Here is a 17,671-nt window from a genome sequence, read left to right on the forward strand (position 1 = left end):
GGCCGCTGTGGGAAGCCGGTCAAGAGGTCACCTCCTCGATGGCGGCGCGCAGCTCGGCCGGCACGTCGACGGTCAGGTGCCGGCCGTCGGCGACCACGGTCCGCCCGTCGACCACCACGTTCGTGACGTCGGCCGCGGTGGCCGCGAAGAACGCGCCGACCGGCGGCACCCCGGCCGTCCGGGCGCTGTCCAGCCGTACGGTGACCAGGTCGGCCCGGTCGCCGACCGACAGCCGGCCGGCGTCCCCCCAGCCCAACGCGGCGTGCCCGCCGACGGTGGCGGCGGTGACCAGTTCGGCGGCGGTGAAGTGCCCCCGCCTGCGGGTTCGCAGCCGCTCGTCCAGCTCCACCGCGCGGGCCTCCTCGAAGAGGTCCACCACCGCGTGGCTGTCGCTGCCGAGGCTGAGCGGGCTGCCCGCCTCGGCCATCCGGCGGGCCGGCCCGATCCCGTCGGCGAGGTCCCGCTCCGTGGTCGGGCAGAGGCAGACCCCGGTCCGGCTCTCCCCGAGCAGCGCCACGTCGGCGCCGGTCGGGTGGGTGGCGTGCACCGCGGTGGTGTGCCGGCCGAGCACCCCGTGGTCGGCCAGCAGCCGGGTCGGGGTGCAGCCGTGCACGGCCCGACAGGCGTCGTTCTCGGCCGGTTGCTCGGAGAGGTGCACGTGCAGCGGCACACCGGCACGGTCGGCCAGACTGGCGACGGTGGCGAGCTGCCCCGCCGGCACGGCACGGACCGAGTGGATGGCCGCGCCGACGCGGGCGTGGTCGTCCTCCGGACGGAAGGCGGCCACCCGCTCCGCCCAGCGCAGCGCGTTGCCGTCGCCGAACCGCCGCTGCGGCCCGACCAGTGGGTCTCCGTCCACGCTCGCGGTCAGGTACGCGGTGTCCAGCAGCGTGATCCGGACGCCGGCGTGCGCGGCCGCCTCGACCAGCGCCGCCGACATCGCGTTCGGGTCGGCGTACGGGGTGCCGTCCGGGGCGTGGTGCAGGTAGTGGAACTCGCCGACGCAGGTGATCCCGGCGAGCGCCATCTCGGCGTACGCGGCCCGGGCCAGGGCCAGGTACGAGTCGGGGTCGAGCCGGGCGGCCACCGAGTACATGACGTCCCGCCAGCTCCAGAAGTCGCCCCGCCCGCCGTGGGTACGCCCGCGCAGCGCCCGGTGGAAGGCGTGCGAGTGGGCGTTGGCCAGGCCGGGCACGGTGAGCCCGGGCAGGCGTACCGCGTCGCCCAGCACCTCGACGCCGGCGGCCGGCCGGCCCGAGCCGACCAGTGGGGTGACCGCGGTGATCCGGCCGTCCTCGGCCTCGATCAGCACGTCGGCCGTGGGCTCGGCGTGCCCGGGCAGCCAGGCGTACTCGGCCAGCCAGCGGGTGGCGGTCACCGGCCTCGCCTCCTGTCGAGCTGAGTGGTCAGCGGCATGCCAGCTCCTCCAGCACCCGGGCCAGGGCGACCACCCCGGCGGCGCAGTCGGCGTCGGTGGCGGACTCGGCGGGGGAGTGCGACACCCCGCTCGGGTTCCGCACGAACAGCATCGCGGTGGGCAGGTGCGCGGCGAGCACCCCGGCGTCGTGTCCCGCCCCGGTGGGCAGCACCGGCGCGTCCAGCAGCGCCGCCAGCCGCTCGGCCAGCCCGCCGTCGAACGCGACGAGCGGGGTCGCCGACTCCTGCGTACAGGTCAGCTCGGTGCCGTCCCGCCGCGCCCGCTCGGTGGCCTTGGCCTGTACCGCATCGACCAGGCCGTGCAGCGTCTCCGGCTCGGCCGCCCGGGCGTCCAGCCAGCCGGTCACCTTCGCCGGGATCGCGTTGGTGGCGTTCGGCTCGACCGACACCCGGCCCACGGTGGCGTGCGCGCCGCGCAGCCGGGCCTCCTTGTTCGCGGCGAGCACCGTGAACGCGTAGGTGAGCATCGGGTCGCGGCGGTCGGCCATCCGGGTCGTACCCGCGTGGTTGGCCTCGCCGTGGAAGTCGAACCGCCACCGGCCGTGCGGCCAGATCGCGCTGGCCACGGCGACCGGCGCGGCCTGGTCGACCAGCGCCCGGCCCTGCTCGACGTGCAGCTCCACGAAGGCCGTGAAGCGGCCGAGCAGCGCCGGGTCGGCGCCCGCCGGACGGTCGCCCAGCGCCTCGGCGAAGCTCACCCCGGCCGCGTCGCGCAGCCCGGCCGCGCGGTCCACCGCGATCTCCCCGGTGAGCAGCCGCGATCCCAGGCAGGGTACGCCGAACCGGGCACCCTCCTCCTCCACGAACGCGGCCACCGCCACCGGCCGGGCCGGGGCGACCCCGGCGGCCCGCAGCTCGTCCACGGCGAGGAACGCGCTGACGATGCCGAGCGGCCCGTCGTACGCCCCGCCGTGCGGCACCGAGTCGAAGTGGCTGCCGGTCAGCACCGCGTCGCCGGCGTCCGGGTCGCCCCACCAGGCGAACAGGTTCCCGTTGCCGTCCTCGGCGACCGGCATGCCCCGCCGCCCGGCCTGTTCCCGGAACCAGTTCCGCAGCCACAGCTCCGGCTCGGTGAACGCGTACCGCAGGTAGCCGCCGCTGCCCGCGTCCCGCCCCACCGGCGCGATCCTGTCCCACAGCTCCCGGAACCTGTTGGGAAGGGTCCCTTCCGCTACCGAATGCGTCAGCAAGGGCCCTCCCTCACGCCTCGGCCATGGGAACGCGGACGTCGGTGCGGGCGGCGACCTCACGGGCGTCGTCGTACCCGGCGTCGACGTGCCGGATGACGCCCATGGCCGGGTCGTTGGTGAGCACCCGCTCGATCTTCTGCCCGGCGAGGGCGGTGCCGTCGGCGACGCAGACCTGGCCGGCGTGGATCGAACGGCCGATGCCCACTCCGCCGCCGTGGTGGATGGATACCCACGACGCTCCGCTGGCGGTGTTGACCAGCGCGTTGAGCAGCGGCCAGTCGGCGATCGCGTCGGAGCCGTCGGCCATCGCCTCGGTCTCCCGGTAGGGGCTCGCCACGCTGCCGCAGTCGAGGTGGTCGCGGCCGATCACCACCGGCGCGCTCAGCTCGCCGGAGGCGACCATCTCGTTGAACCGCACCCCGGCCTTGTCCCGTTCGCCGTAGCCGAGCCAGCAGATCCGGGCCGGCAGGCCCTGGAAGGCGACCCGCTCGCCGGCCATCCGGATCCACCGGGCCAGCGACTCGTTCTCCGGGAACAGGTCGAGGATGGCCCGGTCGGTGGCCGCGATGTCGGCCGGGTCGCCGGAGAGCGCCGCCCAGCGGAACGGGCCCTTGCCCTCGCAGAACAGCGGCCGGATGTACGCCGGCACGAAGCCGGGAAAGTCGAAGGCGCGCTCGTACCCGCCGAGCTTCGCCTCGCCACGGATCGAGTTGCCGTAGTCGAAGACCTCCGCGCCCGCGTCGAGGAAGCCGACCATCGCCTCGACGTGCTTGGCCATCGAGGCCCGCGCCTGGTCGGTGAACTCGGCCGGCTTCGCCTTCGCGTAGTCCCGGGCGTCGGCCAGCTCCACCCCCTCCGGCAGGTACGACAGCGGGTCGTGCGCGCTGGTCTGGTCGGTGACGATGTCGATCGCGACGCCCCGGCGCAGCAGCTCCGGGAAGATCGTGGCGGCGTTGCCGACCACGCCGACGCTCAGCGCCCGCCGGTCCCGCTTCGCGGCGAGCGCCCGCTCCACCGCGTCGTCCAGCGAGTCGGCGATCTCGTCCAGGTAGCGGTCGTGCGCGCGGCGCTCCAGCCGGCTGCGGTCCACGTCCACGATCAGGCAGGCGCCGCCGTTCATGGTGACCGCGAGGGGCTGCGCCCCGCCCATCCCACCGCAGCCGCCGGTCAGCGTCAGGGTGCCGGCCAGGCTTCCGTTGAATCGCTTTTCGGCCACCGCGGCGAACGTCTCGTAGGTGCCCTGCAGGATGCCCTGGGTGCCGATGTAGATCCAGGAGCCGGCCGTCATCTGCCCGTACATGGTCAGGCCGAGCTGCTCCAGCCGGCGGAACTCCGGCCAGGTGGCCCAGTCGCCGACCAGGTTGGAGTTGGCCAGCAGCACCCGGGGCGCCCACTCGTGGGTCCGCATGACGCCGACCGGGCGGCCGGACTGCACCAGCATCGTCTCGTCGTCGCGCAGTTCGGTCAGCGTCCGGACCAGCGCGTGGTACGACGGCCAGTCCCGCGCGGCCTTTCCGGTGCCGCCGTAGACCACCAGGTCCTCGGGGCGCTCGGCCACCTCGGGGTCGAGGTTGTTCATCAGCATCCGCAGCGCGGCCTCCTGCGGCCACCCCTTCGCGGTGCGGGTGCTGCCGCGGGCGGCGCGGACAGGCTGGTGCTGCATCTCGTACTCCTCTCAGCCGAGGAACAACTGTCGGCGGGCGGCGGACGACTCGAATGCCTCGAGCCGGGCCTGGGTCTCGGCCGGGGCGGCGTCGCAGATTGCCTGGAGCACCACCATGGCCAGGGTCATCGGGGCGGTGTGCAGGTCGAAGACCAGGTCGGTGCCGACGGCGGCGGGCAGCACCACCTCGGCGTGTTCGGTGGCCGGGCTCACCGGGGAGTCGGTGATCGCCACGACGGTCAGCCCGGCCTCCCGGGCCTCGCGCAGCGCGTCCAGGGTCTCCCTGGGGTAGCGGGGCAGCACGAAGGCCAGCAGCGCGCTCGCCCCGGCGGCGGCGGCCTGTTCGAGCCGGTCGGCGAGGAGGCTGCCCCCGTCGTCGAGCACCCGTACGTCCGGGTGCACCTTCGCCGCGAAGTACGCGAAGTACGCCGCGAGGGGCGCGGCGGCGCGCAGCCCGAGCACCGGCAGTGGACGGCTGGCCGCCAGCAGCTTCCCGACCGCGGCGATCCGGTCGGCGTCGGCGAGCTGCCCGGCGAGCCGGTCGAGGTTGCCCAGCTCGGTGCGGACCGCCCGTTGGAGGGCGTTGCCGGCGTCGGCCGGGTCGCCGCCGCCGGTGGCGGAGAGTTCCCGCAGCCGGCGGCGCAGCGCGGGGTAGCCGTCGTGGCCGAGCGCCATCGCGAACCGGGTCACCGACGGCTGGCTGACCCCGGCCAGCTCGGCGACCTCCGCCGCCGACAGGTAGGCCGCCGCGCCCGCGTGCTGGACCAGGCAGTGCGCGATCCGCCGCTGAGTCGGAGTGAGCCGTACGCCGTGGAACAGGTCGAGCAGGCGGTCGGTGGGTGCCGCACCGCTTTCATTCATGCCGTGACTCTATGCATGAAAACTTTCAGAGCGCAAGGGTGCCGGCCCCTGGCCGCCCACCGGCGCACGATGTGAGGACCTTTCTCTGTACTATCCGCGCGGCGGGCGAACGGAGGAGGCAGGTCATGCAGCCGGTGACAGCGGCCCCTGCGGTCTCGCCACCGCCGGCCGACGCGCCCCCGCGGCGCGGCTTCCGAACGGACATCGAGGGCCTGCGCGCCCTCGCCGTCCTGCTGGTCGTGCTCTGGCACGCGGGTGTTCCGTTCATCTCCGGCGGATTCGTCGGGGTCGACGTCTTCTTCGTCATCTCCGGATACCTGATCACCAGCGGGATGGTGGCGGAGGTGGCGGCCCGGGGACGCCTGTCGCTCAGCAGATTCTGGGCGAGACGGGCAAAGCGGTTGCTGCCCAGTTCCGCGCTCGTCCTGCTCGCCTCCCTGGTCCTCACGTACCTCTTCCTGCCGGACATCCGGTGGAGGGACACGGCGTGGGACGCGGTGAGCAGCGCCATCTACATGATCAACTGGCGGCTCGCCGACCTGTCCGTCGACTATCTCGCCGCCGAGCAGGCCCCGAGCATCGTTCAGCACTTCTGGTCCCTCGCGGTCGAGGAACAGTTCTACCTGCTGTGGCCGGTGCTGCTGGTGGCCGTCGCCTGGGTGGCGCGACGGCGCGGCGCGGCGCAGCCGCGGTTCGTCCGGCTCGCCCTGGCGGTGGTCGGTGCCCTCTGGTTGGCCTCCTTCGCCTGGTCGGTGCTGCTGGTCCAGACCGAACCCGGCCGGGCCTACTTCGTCACCACCACCCGGATCTGGGAACTCGCGGTCGGCGCGCTGCTCGCCCTGTGGCCGTTGCGCCGGCCGACCGGCGCCGCGGCCTCGGCGTCCGGCTGGATCGGCATCGCCGCCATCGTGGGCTCGGCGGTGGCGCTCGACAACTCGATGCCCTTCCCGGGCGCGCTGGCGCTGCCCGCGACCATCGGGACCGCACTCGTCATCGCGGCCGGCCCGGACGCCCGGTACGGCCCGGTAGCGGTCCTGCGCATGCCGCCGATGCAGTTCCTCGGCGGCATCTCGTACACCCTGTATCTCTGGCACTGGCCGCTGATCGTGGCGTTCACCGCGCGGACGGACGATCCCGGCGTCGTGCTGCCGGCCGCAGCGGTGGCCCTCTCGGTCCTGCTCGCGTACCTGACGAGCCGACTGGTGGAACGGCCGATCTGGCACTCCCGGAAGCTCTCGGTGCGCCCCCGGGTCGCGCTCGCCGTCGGGCTGGCCTGCACCGCGCTGTCGGTCTGCGCGGGCGTGGTGTTCCACAGCATCACCGCCGTGGGCCCCACCGGCGCGACCCCGCTGAACGCCCGGGGCGCCGCCGTGCTGACGCCCGGCGACCCGGGCGCGGGTGTTCCCGTCGACGACGTGCCGTCGATCGTGCCCGAGCCCGCGGCGGCCCGTGCCGACCTTCCCTCGGTCTACGCCGACGGCTGCCACGCCGACTCGAACGAGACCAAGGTCCTGCGGTGCACCTACGGGGCGCCCGACGCCACGTTCACCATCGCCCTGGCCGGTGACTCCCACGCCGCCCAGTGGACGCCCGCGCTGCGGTCCATCGCGGAACGGCGGAACTGGAAGCTGGTGACGTACACGAAGTCGGGATGCCCCGCCATCGACGCCCTGGTGGCCACGGGCACCAACGAGCGCCCGTACGAGACGTGCGTGACCTGGAACCGGTCGCTGCGGCGCGCGGTCGCCGAGGACCGCCCGGACATGATCGTCACCACCAGCTACAACTACTCCGTCTATTCCGACGGCAGGGTGCTGCACGGGGCGCAGAACCGGACGGCACTGGTGGAGGCGATGCGGCGGACCTGGCACGGGCTCGCGGACGTGGCGCCGGTGGTGGTCGTGCGGGACACCCCCGCGCCGGGACGGGACATCGCCGAGTGCGTCTCCACCCACCGGGAGGAACTGACCAGGTGCGCCGTGCCCCGGGACGAGGCCCTGGCCGGCATCGGCCCGGTCCAGGTCGACGCGGCCGAGGGGCAGACCGGCGTACGCGTGGTCGACCTCAACGACGCCATCTGCCCGGCCGACCGGTGCGCGCCGGTCATCGGTGGAGTGCTCGTCTATCGCGACGCCAACCACCTGACCGCGACCTACGCGCGGACCCTCGCCGACCGGCTCGACGCGCAGCTGCGGGTGCCGACCGAATAAGCGGGACCGGGACCCCGGGCCGGCGATGGTTCCCCAGACCGAACCGATTGCCGACATTGGCTGTTCGGCGCGTTCACAGCCGGCGACCGGAGGCGGTGCCACAAGCGTCGCCTCTGTACTATCCGCAGGGCGGATGAGCAGAGGAGTCGTGGCATGCAGCCGGTCGGTCCATACAGGTTCACCGAGGCACTGGGCGTGTGCCAGGTGGGCACGGCGTGGTGGGCCGTCGACGGGCAGGACCGGCTGGTGACGGTGGCGATGCTCGACGGCGCCGCGGCCACCGACCAGCCCTGGCGGGAGGCCTTCGCCAACGCCGCCAACGCGATGGCGCTGACCGCGGGCGGCCAGCGTTACGTCAACGCCGACTTCGCCGCCGCGAAGCCCTGGGTGGCGTACCCGTCGGAGGAGGGGATGGGGGCGCAGCGGCTGTTCCAGACCCTCGGCATGGACCTGCACCCGGCGGAATCCGAGGCCGAGGTCCTGATCCCCGAGACCGGCACCGTCGCCGAGCCGCCGGAGCCGGTCTCCGGCGTGCCGACCTCCGGCACGCCCAGTCCCACCTCCGGCGCACCGCTGCCGTGGGCGATGCACGCCGCGGTGCCCCAGCAGGTCTCGTCCCCGCCGCAGCCGGTTTCCCCCGCACCCCAGCAGGTGTCCCCGGCCCCGCTGCCCGAACAGGCGCAGCCGGTCAGTCTCCCGCCGCAGGACCCGTTCACCTCGCCCGTGCCCCGGATCACGCCCTCCGAGCCGCCCCGCCGCCGCATCGCCCCGGTCGACGGGCCGCCGCGGCGTTCGCGGGTCTGGCTCCAGGCGGTCGTCGCGCTGGTGCTGCTGCTCGGCGGTGGCGCCATCGGCTTCGGTTGGGGGAGCAGCCGCGGGGGTACGCCGGAACCGTCCCCCACCCCCTCCCTGGCGGTCTACGAGGCGACTCAGTTCTCTATCAACAAGTCCAAGTTCGACGGGGCCCTCGCGCAACTGGCCGAGCCGTGGCTCACCCGGATGGGCGGCTGTGCCGCCGACACCGACACCGGCGGCCCTGACCTGCCCCCTGACGAGCAGCGGCACGTCTTCTGCCGGTACGGCGGCGTCTCGGTGCACTTCGCGCTCTACGACTCGCCGGCCAAGGAGGACGCCGCCCGCGCCTACCGTGGGCAGCTCAGCCTCACCGGCACCGCGCTCGCTCCCGGCCTGCGCGAGGCGACCCGCACCAAGGGCGGCGTCACCGGCGCGGCCGGCAGCTACGTCGAGTACGCCTTCAAGAGCGGTGACGACCGTCCGATGTGCGGTATCTGGTGGGACCGGGACGACAGCGTCGGCGCGTTCTACCTCGAGACGCTCTGCGAGGCGGGCATCGCCGGGAACTGGGACGCGTTGCGTGACCTCTGGCGCCGTAGCAGCTGAACTCCGTCCGAACGGACGTTGACAGGCGTTTCCGCAAACGAATGAATGAGCGGGCACTGCCATCCACATCGGAAGCATTGGTCAAGCGGGGGATCATGACTTTTGTGGAGGACCTGAGTCCTGCCGTCAACCGGGTCGTTCGTCCACCCTTGCTGGCGGGCCGGTCGGTCGCCATGGTCCACGAGTGGTTCGGGGCCACCGGCGGAGCGGAGAGCACCTTCGTCGCCATGGCCGACCTGGTGCCGCACGCGCAGCGCTTCGTGCTCTGGGCGGACCGGGACGTCCCCGTGGACCAGCTCCGGTTGCGGCAGTCCTGGATGGCCAGAACGCCGTTGACCCGTAGCAAGGCGCTCGCCCTGCCGTTCATGCCGTTGGTTTGGCGCGGGTGGGACGTCGGCCCCGTCGACGTCGTCATCTCCTCCAGCCACGCCTTCGCGCACACCGCCAGGTTCGGTCCTCCGGAGCGGACGCGGCACCTCAGCTACGTCCACTCGCCCGCCCGCTATGTCTGGAGCCCGGGTCTGGACTCGCGGGGGAAGAATCCGCTGCTCGCCCTACCCCGACGGGCGCTCCAGTCCGTCGACGTCAGGCTCAGCCGGCACGTACACGCCTACGCGGCGAACTCGCGCGAGGTCCAGCAGCGGATCCGGCGGTTCTGGAACCGCGACGCGGTGGTCATCCACCCGCCGGTCGACGTGGATTTCTTCGCCGCGGCACCGCCCCCCGAGCGCGCCCAGCCGCGTGAGTATCTGCTGGGCGTCGGGCGGTGGGTGCCCTACAAGAACTTCGACCTGATGATGGAGACCGCCGCCGAGGCCGGACTTCCGCTGATCATCGCAGGCTCCGGACCGGAGGAGAGCCGGCTGCGGCGGGCCGCAAAGCGGGTCTCGGCGCAGGTGACGTTCGAGCGGCGGCCGACCCGGGAGCGACTGCGCGAGCTTTACTGGGGCGCGCAGGCGCTGCTGTTCCCCACTCACGAGGACTTCGGCATCGTGCCCGTCGAGGCACAGGCCTGCGGCACCCCGGTGATCGGCCTGCGTGGCGGTGGCCTCCTCGAGACCGTCCGCGACGGCGAGACCGGTCACCTGGTCGAGTCGATGGAGCCCAGGGCGTACGCCGCCGCCGTACGGCGCGCGGCGGACCTCTGGGCCGACCGGATCCAGCGCCACGCTGCGGAATTCTCCCGGGCGAGGTTCGCGGCACGCATGTCGAAGTGGATCGCGCATGAGTCGAGCTAGCCGGCCACCGGCGAGTGTCGTCGTCGACTGCAGCGGAGTCGGCGCCGGTGGGATCACCCGGGTGCTCACCGAACTGGTCCGCCACTGGCCGGCCGGCTGGCGGCTGCGGATCGTCGCCGCCCCGTCCTCCTGGGACGTCCCGTCCGAGCACGCCGCCGACATCGAGATCGTCAGCCGACAGAAGGGCGGCCGGGCCGGGACGATCGCCTCCGCCACGGCAGCGTTGTGGCGAGCCACCGGGCGCGCCCCGGGCGGGGCGGGCGTGGTGCTGTCGCTGAGCCCATCCGCCGCGATGCTGGGCAGCCGGCTCCCGGTCGTCACTGTGTTGCACGACCTCGCGTTCAAACTCTGGCCCCATGACCTGGCTACCTCCGTACGCCAGTACCGGCGGGTCAGCTACGCCGCCGCGATCCGCCGGTCCGAGCGCCTGTTCTGCGTGAGCGCGCGCACCCAGCACGACCTGCTCGGGTTGTACGGGGTGCCACCGGAGCGCGCGAGGGTCTGGCACCCGGGCAGCGACCTGACCGTCCTCCCCGGCGGGTTACCCGAGCCGCTCGCCCGGATCCGGGAGCGCGGCGAGCGGTACCTCCTCATCACTGGCCACGCGGCGCACAAGGGCGTCGAACTGGCGGTGGATGCGCTGCCCGAGCTGCCCGGCTACGCGCTGGTGGTGCTGACCGGCGGGCAGCCGGTCGACCGGTTCCGGGAGGCGGCGGAGAGGTCGACGGCGAGAGACCGGATCGTCATGCTGGAACGGCTCTCGGACGCCGGGTACGCCGCTGCGCTGGCCGACGCCGCCGTCTTCCTCATGCCCAGTCACTTCGAGGGCTACGGCCTGCCGGCGGCGGAGGCGTTGCGGGTCGGCACGCCGACGGTCGTCTCGCCCGATCCCGCGCTGCACGAGGCCACCGGTGGCCGGGCCGTGCGGATGACCTCCTGGTCGGCAAGATCCCTCGTGGCGGCCGTGCGCGCGGCCGAGCAGGCGCCGCGTCCGGCCGTCGGCCAGGGAGGCCGGTCCTGGCAGGAGGCGACGGCCGATCTGGTCGCGCTGCTCGACGGATCGCCGTCCGACGACCGGCGGCCCGTGCCGGCCGGCGCAGGAGGATAGGAACACTCCCGTGCGTATCGCCATGGTGCACTCCTCCTTCGCCGTCCGGGGCGGTGCGGAACAGTATGTTCGCGACCTGTCCCGGGCGCTGGCCGCGCGGGGGCACGAGGTCCGGATCTTCAGCCGGGCGTCCGCCAACGCGCAGCCGGACGACCAGCCGGTCGGAACCCGGCTCTCGGATCGGCTGGGGCGAGGGCCACGGCTGCTGCGGAAGATGTTCGGCCACCTGGGCGACCTGATCGACCCGACCGGTCTGCGGGTCGGTGACCTGCGCTCCTTCGCCCCCGACGTGGTGCACGTGCACAACTGGCAGGGGATCGGGGTGCTACCCGTCGCGAGCCTGGCCACCGAGTATCCGACCTGCCACACCGTCCACGACTATGCGCTGTGCGACCCGAACAACGCCTTGGCCAACCGCGGCCGGACCGATATCGGGGACCGGTTGCTGCGGGTCCGCTCGGCCTGGCTGGTGTGGCGGCTGCGACGGGTCACCCTGCTCTGGCCCGCGCAGCGCACCCGGGACATCGTGCGGAAGCACGTGCCCGGCGAGGCCCGACTCACCGGCCGGATCGTGCCACTGGCCGTCTGCACCACCGGCGAGCGGCCGGTGGAGTGGCCGCCTGGAGATCCGAAGGTCTTCCTGTTTCTCGGTGCGCTCACCGAGCACAAAGGCATCGACCTGCTGATCGACGCCTGGCGGGACGTCGCGGCCACGATCGACGCCACCTTGCTGATCGCCGGGGACGGCGCGTACCGCGCCGCCGTCGAGGAGGCGACCCGTGCCCTGCCGAGCCTGTGGTACCTCGGCTACCTCGACGGGCCGGGGAAGGAGGAGGCCCTGCGGCGTGCCGGCTGGCTCGTCCTGCCCAGCCAGTGGGCGGAGAACTACCCGATCTCGTGCTGTGAGGCGCTGATGGCCGGGCGTCCAATCATCTCCAGCCGGGTGGCCCGGCCGCCGATGGCATCCGACGGGTCCGTCCGCACGTTCGGTGACCGGGCGGAGTTGACCAGCGTGCTGCGTCAGGCGGCGACGCTGCCGGACCACGAGTACCGCACCGCAGCCTCCTCCGCCGCCTACGACGGTCAGCAGCTCGACTGGGACCGCCACGTCGATGCGATCCTCGACACCTACGAGGCGATCCAGACGCGCACCGACCTGCCCGGCCTTCTCCACGACGAGGTGACCATCCGATGACATCCGAGACCGACACCCGGCGCCCCGGTGCTCCGGCCCCGGTCGGCCCCGAGGACCCCGCAGTGGTGCGGGAACACGACGGCGCGATCGTCTCCCGGCTGGGCCGCTGGTGGCTGCCGATCGCCGCCGCGGTGGCCCCCCCGCAGCGCCGCCGGTGGCTGCTGATCGCCGCCCCGGTGCTGCTGGCCGCCATGGTCGCCGGGCCGTTCGCCGGCTTCTCTCCGGTCCTGCCCGTCGTGCTGGTCGTGCTGGTCGTCCTCGCGGTTCGCACCGTGCCTGGACTGGCGTTCGTGATGATCGTCCTCACCGCGCCGCTGGGGCTCTGGTTCCTCGGCGTGGAGGGGCTGGTGGGCAACGCCTTCGGCGGCCGAGAGTACGCACTGAGTATCTCGGCGACCCTGGTTGCCGGCGTGCTCTTCGCCAAGACGGTGCTACGGCAGGGCTGGTGGAACCGCCGCCGCCACCACCTCACCGCCGGGGTGGCGCTGCTGCTCCTCGCGGCGTGGAGCCTGATCGGGATCGCCCACCACGGGGTGGCGCAGACGGCCGTGGGTGTGCGACTCCTGGTCGTGCCCCTGATGATCGTCCTGGTGCTCGTCGCGCTCGCGCTGCCCCGGATCACCACCCTCGTCACCGTCATGTCCTGGCTGCTCGTGGCCAACGCGGTCGCGGCGGTCGCCGAACTGGCGGTGGGGCCGGCCCGCCTCGTGGAGTGGGGCTTCGAGGAAGGCCGGGCGGTCCGCTACATCGGGGAGACGTTCCGGGTGCCCGGCCTCACCGAGTTCAACGCCGAACTGGGCATCCTGGCCGGCGCGTACCTGCTGGGCTACGTGACGCTCTGGTTGACCAGGGGAGCACGCCCCACGCTGTGGTCCTGGCACGCCGGCGCCGCCGCCGCCGTCCTCTGCCTCGCCCTCAGCACGAGCCGCTCGGGGGCGCTGCTGGTGGCGGCCGGCGTGCTGGCCTGCGTGGTGTCGAACCGGTCGGGCGGGGCCGCTGCCCGTCGTGCCCGGCTGGTGGCCCTGGGAGTGGTCGGGGCCCTGGCCGCCGCCTTCGGCGCGCTGGGTGCCACCGGAGCCACGAGCATGTTCGACCGGTTCACCAACTGGTCGCATCTGTTGGGCGACCTCACGCTGTGGGGCGGGGGTATCGGCAGCGCCGGCGCCGCGACGAGTTCCCGGATCGCCTCCGGAGACCAGATCTTCGTCGACAACTACTACGTCAGCCTGGCGTTGCAGTTCGGCCCGGTGGTGGCGGTCGCCGTCGTGACGGCCCTCGGATTCGCGCTGGTACACCTCTGGCGACGAGCGGCGGACGAGCCGACTGCGGGGCTGCACCTTGCGATCCTGGCCGGCTTGGCCTGCGCCTGCCTGGTGCTGGAGGCGTGGGAGTACCCGGGCGCGATGATGTGCCTGGCGCTGTTCGTCGCGTACGGCCGGCGTCTGGGGGCCGGTCCCACGCCCGCCGGGGCGCCGGCTCAGCTGCCCGGGCACCGGTGAGCTGTGCGGTCCCTCGCGGCCCAGGTGGCGCGCCTGCAACGCGCGCAGTTGTCGGTCCAGGCGCTGACCCGTCTGTGCAGCATCTCCGTCTTCCTGCTGGCGTCCCGGTGGGACGGGGACCACCTCGCGCTCGTCGCGCTCCAGGGCATCCTGCTGGCGATCCCGTACACGCTGATCGAGGCGCTGGTCGGTCGGCCGCTCGCCACGGACATCGTGCCGCACGACTGGGACCTGGGCCGGTGGGCGGGCCAGGTGGCGCTGGCGGTCGCCCTGCCCGTCGCTGTCGTCGGCTACGTGTCCGCGTCCGTTGCCCTGCCGCAGACCACCGTCGCCGAACGCATGCTGATGCTCGCGCCGGTGATCCTGCAACTGGCGATCGAGGCGGTGTTCTGGGCCACCACCCGCGCCCGCTCACCGCAGCACGCCAACCTCATCCCGCAGCTGACGGCGGTCGGCACCATCCTTGGCGCGGTCACTTGCGTGGCCGTGGACCTGCCGGTGTACGTCGCCGCCGTGCCGGCACAGACCGCCGTGCTGCTCTGGTGCCTCCTACGCCGGCCGCCCGCCGACGCTGGCCGTGTACGCCCAACCGTGCGGCGCAGCCTCTCGCTCGGCGCGATGTACTGCTACGCCGGGGCGGTGGACCTGTCGTATTCCATCGCTCTGCCGTCCGTGGCCGGCTCGGTGGCCGGGCCAGCGTCGGTGACGGTGCTTCGGGCGATGGATCTGGCCTTCGGGCCGTTCCACGTGGCCCTCTCGGCGAGTACCCGGGAAGATGTCGTGGCGGGGCGAAAGAGCCGTTGGCTGACGGGCGCCCGAGCCATGACAGTGGCCACCCTGGTTGCGGTCTGCGTGATCGTCCTCGGCAGCCGGCAGGTCCGGGGACTGCTGGCCGAGGACTTCGCCAGCTTGGGTGTAGCCGTGCTCGCCGCCTACTGCGGTTACAAGGCGCTCGTCATGGTCTCCGCCTGGCTCTCCACCCGACACATGATCTGGGCACCGCCACGCCGGTACCTGGGCTCGGCCGTCGGTTCCCGCACAATCGCGTTCGCCGGGGTGGCCGCCGCGGTCGTCTGGGCCGGCGGACTCTCCGACCTGGTCCTGCTGCTGCTGGTCGCCGAGGCGCTGGTGGTCGGCTGGTTCCTCGTGCGCATGCGGCTCGGCGGGACCGGTCGGGACAGCGATTCCGCCTCGGTCGCCGTCCTGCCGGCGGGCGGCGTGCCGGTCGGGCGGTAGCCGAATCGGGACCCCCCGACGCTCACGGCTCGGTGCTGATCACCCGTACCGCGCCGTTCGGGAACAGGGCACACAGCTGCGTCTTGCCGTTCGCCTCGCGGGCGAACACCCGGACGCTCCCGTCGTCCGGTGGCGACGGGGTGGCCTGGGTGCGCAGGTCGAAGGCGGGGCTGACGACGAGGTTCTTCTCCGGATTCCCCAACTCCTGGATGATCTCAACCTGGGTCGTACGGGCCGGCTTGCCCATCCAGCCGCGACCCGATCCGGGGATGTGCCGTCCTTGCTCGTCCGCGGCACCGGGCTGCCAGACGCTGGCCCGGACGATGGACGCGCCACGGTCGCCGCCGAAGTCGACGGCCGCGGTGCCGCAGTTCACGATCCGGGTGTCCACGACACAGCCGGCCGGCTCGTCGGCCTGGGTAGCGGGGGCGAACTGCACCCCGATCTCCTGCGGGTGGTTGTAACCCAGCACGAAGCCGGACATCCAGCGGCAGTCGTTGCGGGAGATGCGTACCCCGACGCCCCCGTTGAGGTCGGCGTAGCAGTTGACGCAACCGAGGGCCGGGGCGGCCAGGTCGAAGGAGAGGTCCTGGCGGAGGCCCCAGGCGTGGCAGTTCACCATGAACGTCCCGTGGGACTCCCCGGCGAGCCGGAACCCGGCTCCGCCGTTCTGGGAGGCCAGGCAGTTGAGGAACAGGGAGTCGTGCGGACCGGCGAAGTGGAAACCGTGCCCGTCGTTCTCGCGTGCGCGCACCGCCGACAGGCGTGACTCCATCTGCTGGCCGGTCGGCAGCGCGGCGGTCGGTCCCCATTCGCTGACGACCCCGTCGTTGCGGCAGTTGAAGACGATCACCTCGGTCAGCTCGTAGCCGTAGCCGTAGATCCGAAGGCCGTACCCGCCGTGCGGGTTCTGCTGCTTGTTCCCGTCCACGGCGAGGTCGCGCACACTGAACAGGGTGATGCCGTCGTCCGAGCGGGTGCCGGCCAGCTTGGCGTAGCCGTCCGATTCGATGACCGCCGAGTTCGCGCCCGCGCGGAGCTTGAGTGTCGTCGCGTCGCCGCCGGAGCCCCTGAGGTGAACCCGTGAGTACAGGGTCAGCGTGCGGGTGAGGTATGTGCCCGGTGGGAAGAAGACGATGCCGCCGGTCCCACGCGCGGCGTCGATGGCCTTCTGGAGGGATTTGGTGTCGTCGGTCTCGCCGTCCCCGACGGCGCCGTGTTCTTTGACGTCGATGACGGACCCGCTGGCTCCGTCCGAGAAGAGGTTGCTGGCGGCCGCACCGACCAGGACCGTGGAGCCCACTCCCGCGGTGATGGCCCCACCGCGAAGCAGCGCCGCCCGTCGCGAGACTCCCCCGAATCTCCGTTCGTGGGCGGCATCCTCTTGGGCCATGTGCTTTCCTCCCCGACAGCGGGTGCCACTGCCCACGGCACCCGCACCCCGTTACCGCAGTGGACGCCCAGCTGCGGCCGCGACCGATGATTCCATGTCGACGACATGCTGCGGTAGGCGGCTGGGGCGGGACCTGGAGCCCCGCCGATCCGTCGGTCCCCTACTGGCCGGCCTGAAGCACATCGGCGACCGAGTCGCGGCGTACGGCGTCGAAGAGTACCTTCGCCTTGGCCTTGTCGGCGAAGACGACACTTTGGTCGCCGACCCGGCCGGTGCCCTTCGTCGGGCAGGTGAAGAAGCTCAGGTTGCCGCTGCGCAGATGCCGAAGCTCGGTGGCGAAGTCCAGGATGGACAGCGACTTGTCCACGGACACCGCGTTGCTGGTCGCCTTGACGAAGGCGTTGAGCTTCGCCGGGTTCGACAGCGTGCCGCCGGAGGCGGCCTTGTCGAGGATCGCCTTGATCACCTGCTGCTGGTGTCGGATCCGGGCGAAGTCCCCGTCGGCGAAGGCGTAGCGCTCCCGGGCGTAGTCCAGCGCGGCGGCCCCGTCGAGGGTCTGCCGCCCCTGGCGGAACGTCCGCCTGCTGTCCGGGTTGAGTGAGTGGGTCGAGGTGAAGCTCTTCTCGACGTCGATCTCGATGCCGCCGAGGGCCTCGACGATCTCCTTGAACCCGGCGAAGTCCACCATCGTCACGTGGTCGATCCGGACCCCGGTGAAGTTCTCCACGGTCTGCACCATCAGCGGCACACCGCCCCACGCGAACGCCGCGTTGATCTTGGCGTCCCGATCACCGTGCTGGCCGTTTTTCGAGCGCGGCACGTGTAGCCAGGTGTCGCGCGGAATCGAGATCAGCTGGGCGCTCGACCGGTCCTGCGGCAGGTGGGCCAGGATGATCGTGTCACTGCGGGAACCCCCGCTGCTCTCCGGGTCACGGGAGTCGCTACCCAGGATCATGATGTTCAACGCGTCCTTGACCACCACCGGCGGACGGGCCTGCTCGGGCACGTCCGTGAAGGCGTCCACCCGCTCGATCGTGGACTCCACCGAGCGCAGGTAGAAAGCCGCCGCGCCGGCGCCACCCACGCCGATCAAGGCAATCACCAGCAGCACGATCAGGGCGATCCGGCGCCCTCGGCGACGGCGTGGTGGCACCGGGGCGACATCGTCCAGTGCGGACGGTACGGACTCCGGCCGCACTGCTCCCGGCTCGGCGATCTGCTGGCGATCCGACATGGGACG

At 72.7% G+C, this 17,671-nt stretch carries 13 protein-coding genes; 7 read left to right on the forward strand and 6 right to left on the reverse strand.

What is annotated here, in order from left to right:
- Positions 1 to 19: 19 nt before the first annotated feature.
- The 4 genes from ACIRG9_RS02465 to ACIRG9_RS02480 are packed head-to-tail and all read right to left on the reverse strand — an operon-like array spanning position 20 to position 5,151.
- Positions 20 to 1,378, reverse strand: a complete 1,359-nt coding sequence (locus ACIRG9_RS02465; protein ID WP_402848995.1) for a formimidoylglutamate deiminase — start codon at positions 1,376 to 1,378, stop codon at positions 20 to 22.
- 28 nt (positions 1,379 to 1,406) lie between these two features.
- Positions 1,407 to 2,627, reverse strand: coding sequence for an allantoate amidohydrolase (locus ACIRG9_RS02470; RefSeq protein WP_402848998.1), 1,221 nt, complete (start codon positions 2,625 to 2,627; stop codon positions 1,407 to 1,409).
- A 10-nt stretch (positions 2,628 to 2,637) separates the two neighbouring features.
- Entirely contained in the window at positions 2,638 to 4,290 is a 1,653-nt protein-coding gene (hutU, locus tag ACIRG9_RS02475; RefSeq protein WP_402849001.1) for a urocanate hydratase, read from the reverse strand.
- A gap of 12 nt (positions 4,291 to 4,302) precedes the next feature.
- Positions 4,303 to 5,151, reverse strand: coding sequence for a MurR/RpiR family transcriptional regulator (locus ACIRG9_RS02480; RefSeq protein ID WP_402849004.1), 849 nt, complete (start codon positions 5,149 to 5,151; stop codon positions 4,303 to 4,305).
- A 125-nt stretch (positions 5,152 to 5,276) separates the two neighbouring features.
- Here ACIRG9_RS02480 and ACIRG9_RS02485 point away from each other — a divergent pair, with 125 nt between their 5' ends.
- The 7 genes from ACIRG9_RS02485 to ACIRG9_RS02515 all read left to right on the forward strand — a co-directional run bounded on the left by ACIRG9_RS02485 (position 5,277) and on the right by ACIRG9_RS02515 (position 15,038).
- Positions 5,277 to 7,361 (forward strand): acyltransferase family protein, encoded by a 2,085-nt coding sequence (locus tag ACIRG9_RS02485; RefSeq protein ID WP_402849007.1) that lies wholly within the window; start codon positions 5,277 to 5,279, stop codon positions 7,359 to 7,361.
- A 153-nt stretch (positions 7,362 to 7,514) separates the two neighbouring features.
- On the forward strand, positions 7,515 to 8,762 hold the full coding sequence (locus tag ACIRG9_RS02490; RefSeq protein WP_402849009.1) for a hypothetical protein: 1,248 nt from the start codon (positions 7,515 to 7,517) through the stop codon (positions 8,760 to 8,762).
- A 95-nt stretch (positions 8,763 to 8,857) separates the two neighbouring features.
- Positions 8,858 to 10,000 carry a glycosyltransferase gene (locus ACIRG9_RS02495; protein WP_402849012.1) on the forward strand — a complete coding sequence of 381 codons (1,143 nt, stop codon included), beginning with the start codon at positions 8,858 to 8,860 and terminating at the stop codon, positions 9,998 to 10,000.
- Complete coding sequence (locus tag ACIRG9_RS02500; protein WP_402849015.1) at positions 9,987 to 11,108, forward strand: glycosyltransferase; 1,122 nt, start codon at positions 9,987 to 9,989, stop codon at positions 11,106 to 11,108. Before ACIRG9_RS02495 ends, ACIRG9_RS02500 begins: the two co-directional genes overlap by 14 nt.
- Positions 11,109 to 11,118: 10 nt before the next feature.
- Positions 11,119 to 12,303, forward strand: a complete 1,185-nt coding sequence (locus tag ACIRG9_RS02505) for a glycosyltransferase family 4 protein (RefSeq protein WP_402849018.1) — start codon at positions 11,119 to 11,121, stop codon at positions 12,301 to 12,303.
- Positions 12,300 to 13,802, forward strand: a complete 1,503-nt coding sequence (locus ACIRG9_RS02510; RefSeq protein ID WP_402849021.1) for a hypothetical protein — start codon at positions 12,300 to 12,302, stop codon at positions 13,800 to 13,802. The genes ACIRG9_RS02505 and ACIRG9_RS02510 overlap by 4 nt, the downstream gene beginning before the upstream one ends.
- A gap of 3 nt (positions 13,803 to 13,805) precedes the next feature.
- The gene (locus tag ACIRG9_RS02515) at positions 13,806 to 15,038 is read left to right on the forward strand and encodes a hypothetical protein (protein WP_402849024.1); all 1,233 of its coding nucleotides are present in this window, start codon (positions 13,806 to 13,808) and stop codon (positions 15,036 to 15,038) included.
- A 22-nt stretch (positions 15,039 to 15,060) separates the two neighbouring features.
- Here ACIRG9_RS02515 and ACIRG9_RS02520 read toward each other — a convergent pair whose 3' ends face one another.
- Together ACIRG9_RS02520 and ACIRG9_RS02525 are read right to left on the reverse strand one after the other, a co-directional pair.
- Positions 15,061 to 16,341 (reverse strand): glycosyl hydrolase family 28-related protein, encoded by a 1,281-nt coding sequence (locus tag ACIRG9_RS02520; RefSeq protein WP_402849027.1) that lies wholly within the window; start codon positions 16,339 to 16,341, stop codon positions 15,061 to 15,063.
- 250 nt (positions 16,342 to 16,591) lie between these two features.
- On the reverse strand, positions 16,592 to 17,665 hold the full coding sequence (locus ACIRG9_RS02525) for an LCP family protein (RefSeq protein WP_402849030.1): 1,074 nt from the start codon (positions 17,663 to 17,665) through the stop codon (positions 16,592 to 16,594).
- Positions 17,666 to 17,671 lie beyond the last annotated feature (6 nt).

Origin of the sequence: Micromonospora sp. NPDC093277 (assembly GCF_044765245.1) — a bacterium.
Classification (GTDB): Bacteria; Actinomycetota; Actinomycetes; order Mycobacteriales; family Micromonosporaceae; genus Micromonospora.

Excerpts from the sequence above, each read along its gene's own strand:
- ACIRG9_RS02510 (WP_402849021.1), top strand. The coding sequence starts at position 12,300 with ATGACATCCGAGACCGACACCCGGCGCCCCGGTGCTCCGGCCCCGGTC.
- ACIRG9_RS02490 (WP_402849009.1), top strand. The coding sequence starts at position 7,515 with ATGCAGCCGGTCGGTCCATACAGGTTCACCGAGGCACTGGGCGTGTGC.
- ACIRG9_RS02485 (WP_402849007.1), top strand. The coding sequence starts at position 5,277 with ATGCAGCCGGTGACAGCGGCCCCTGCGGTCTCGCCACCGCCGGCCGAC.
- hutU (WP_402849001.1), bottom strand. The coding sequence starts at position 4,290 with ATGCAGCACCAGCCTGTCCGCGCCGCCCGCGGCAGCACCCGCACCGCG.
- ACIRG9_RS02525 (WP_402849030.1), bottom strand. The coding sequence starts at position 17,665 with ATGTCGGATCGCCAGCAGATCGCCGAGCCGGGAGCAGTGCGGCCGGAG.
- ACIRG9_RS02480 (WP_402849004.1), bottom strand. The coding sequence starts at position 5,151 with ATGAATGAAAGCGGTGCGGCACCCACCGACCGCCTGCTCGACCTGTTC.
- ACIRG9_RS02500 (WP_402849015.1), top strand. The coding sequence starts at position 9,987 with ATGAGTCGAGCTAGCCGGCCACCGGCGAGTGTCGTCGTCGACTGCAGC.
- ACIRG9_RS02495 (WP_402849012.1), top strand. The coding sequence starts at position 8,858 with ATGACTTTTGTGGAGGACCTGAGTCCTGCCGTCAACCGGGTCGTTCGT.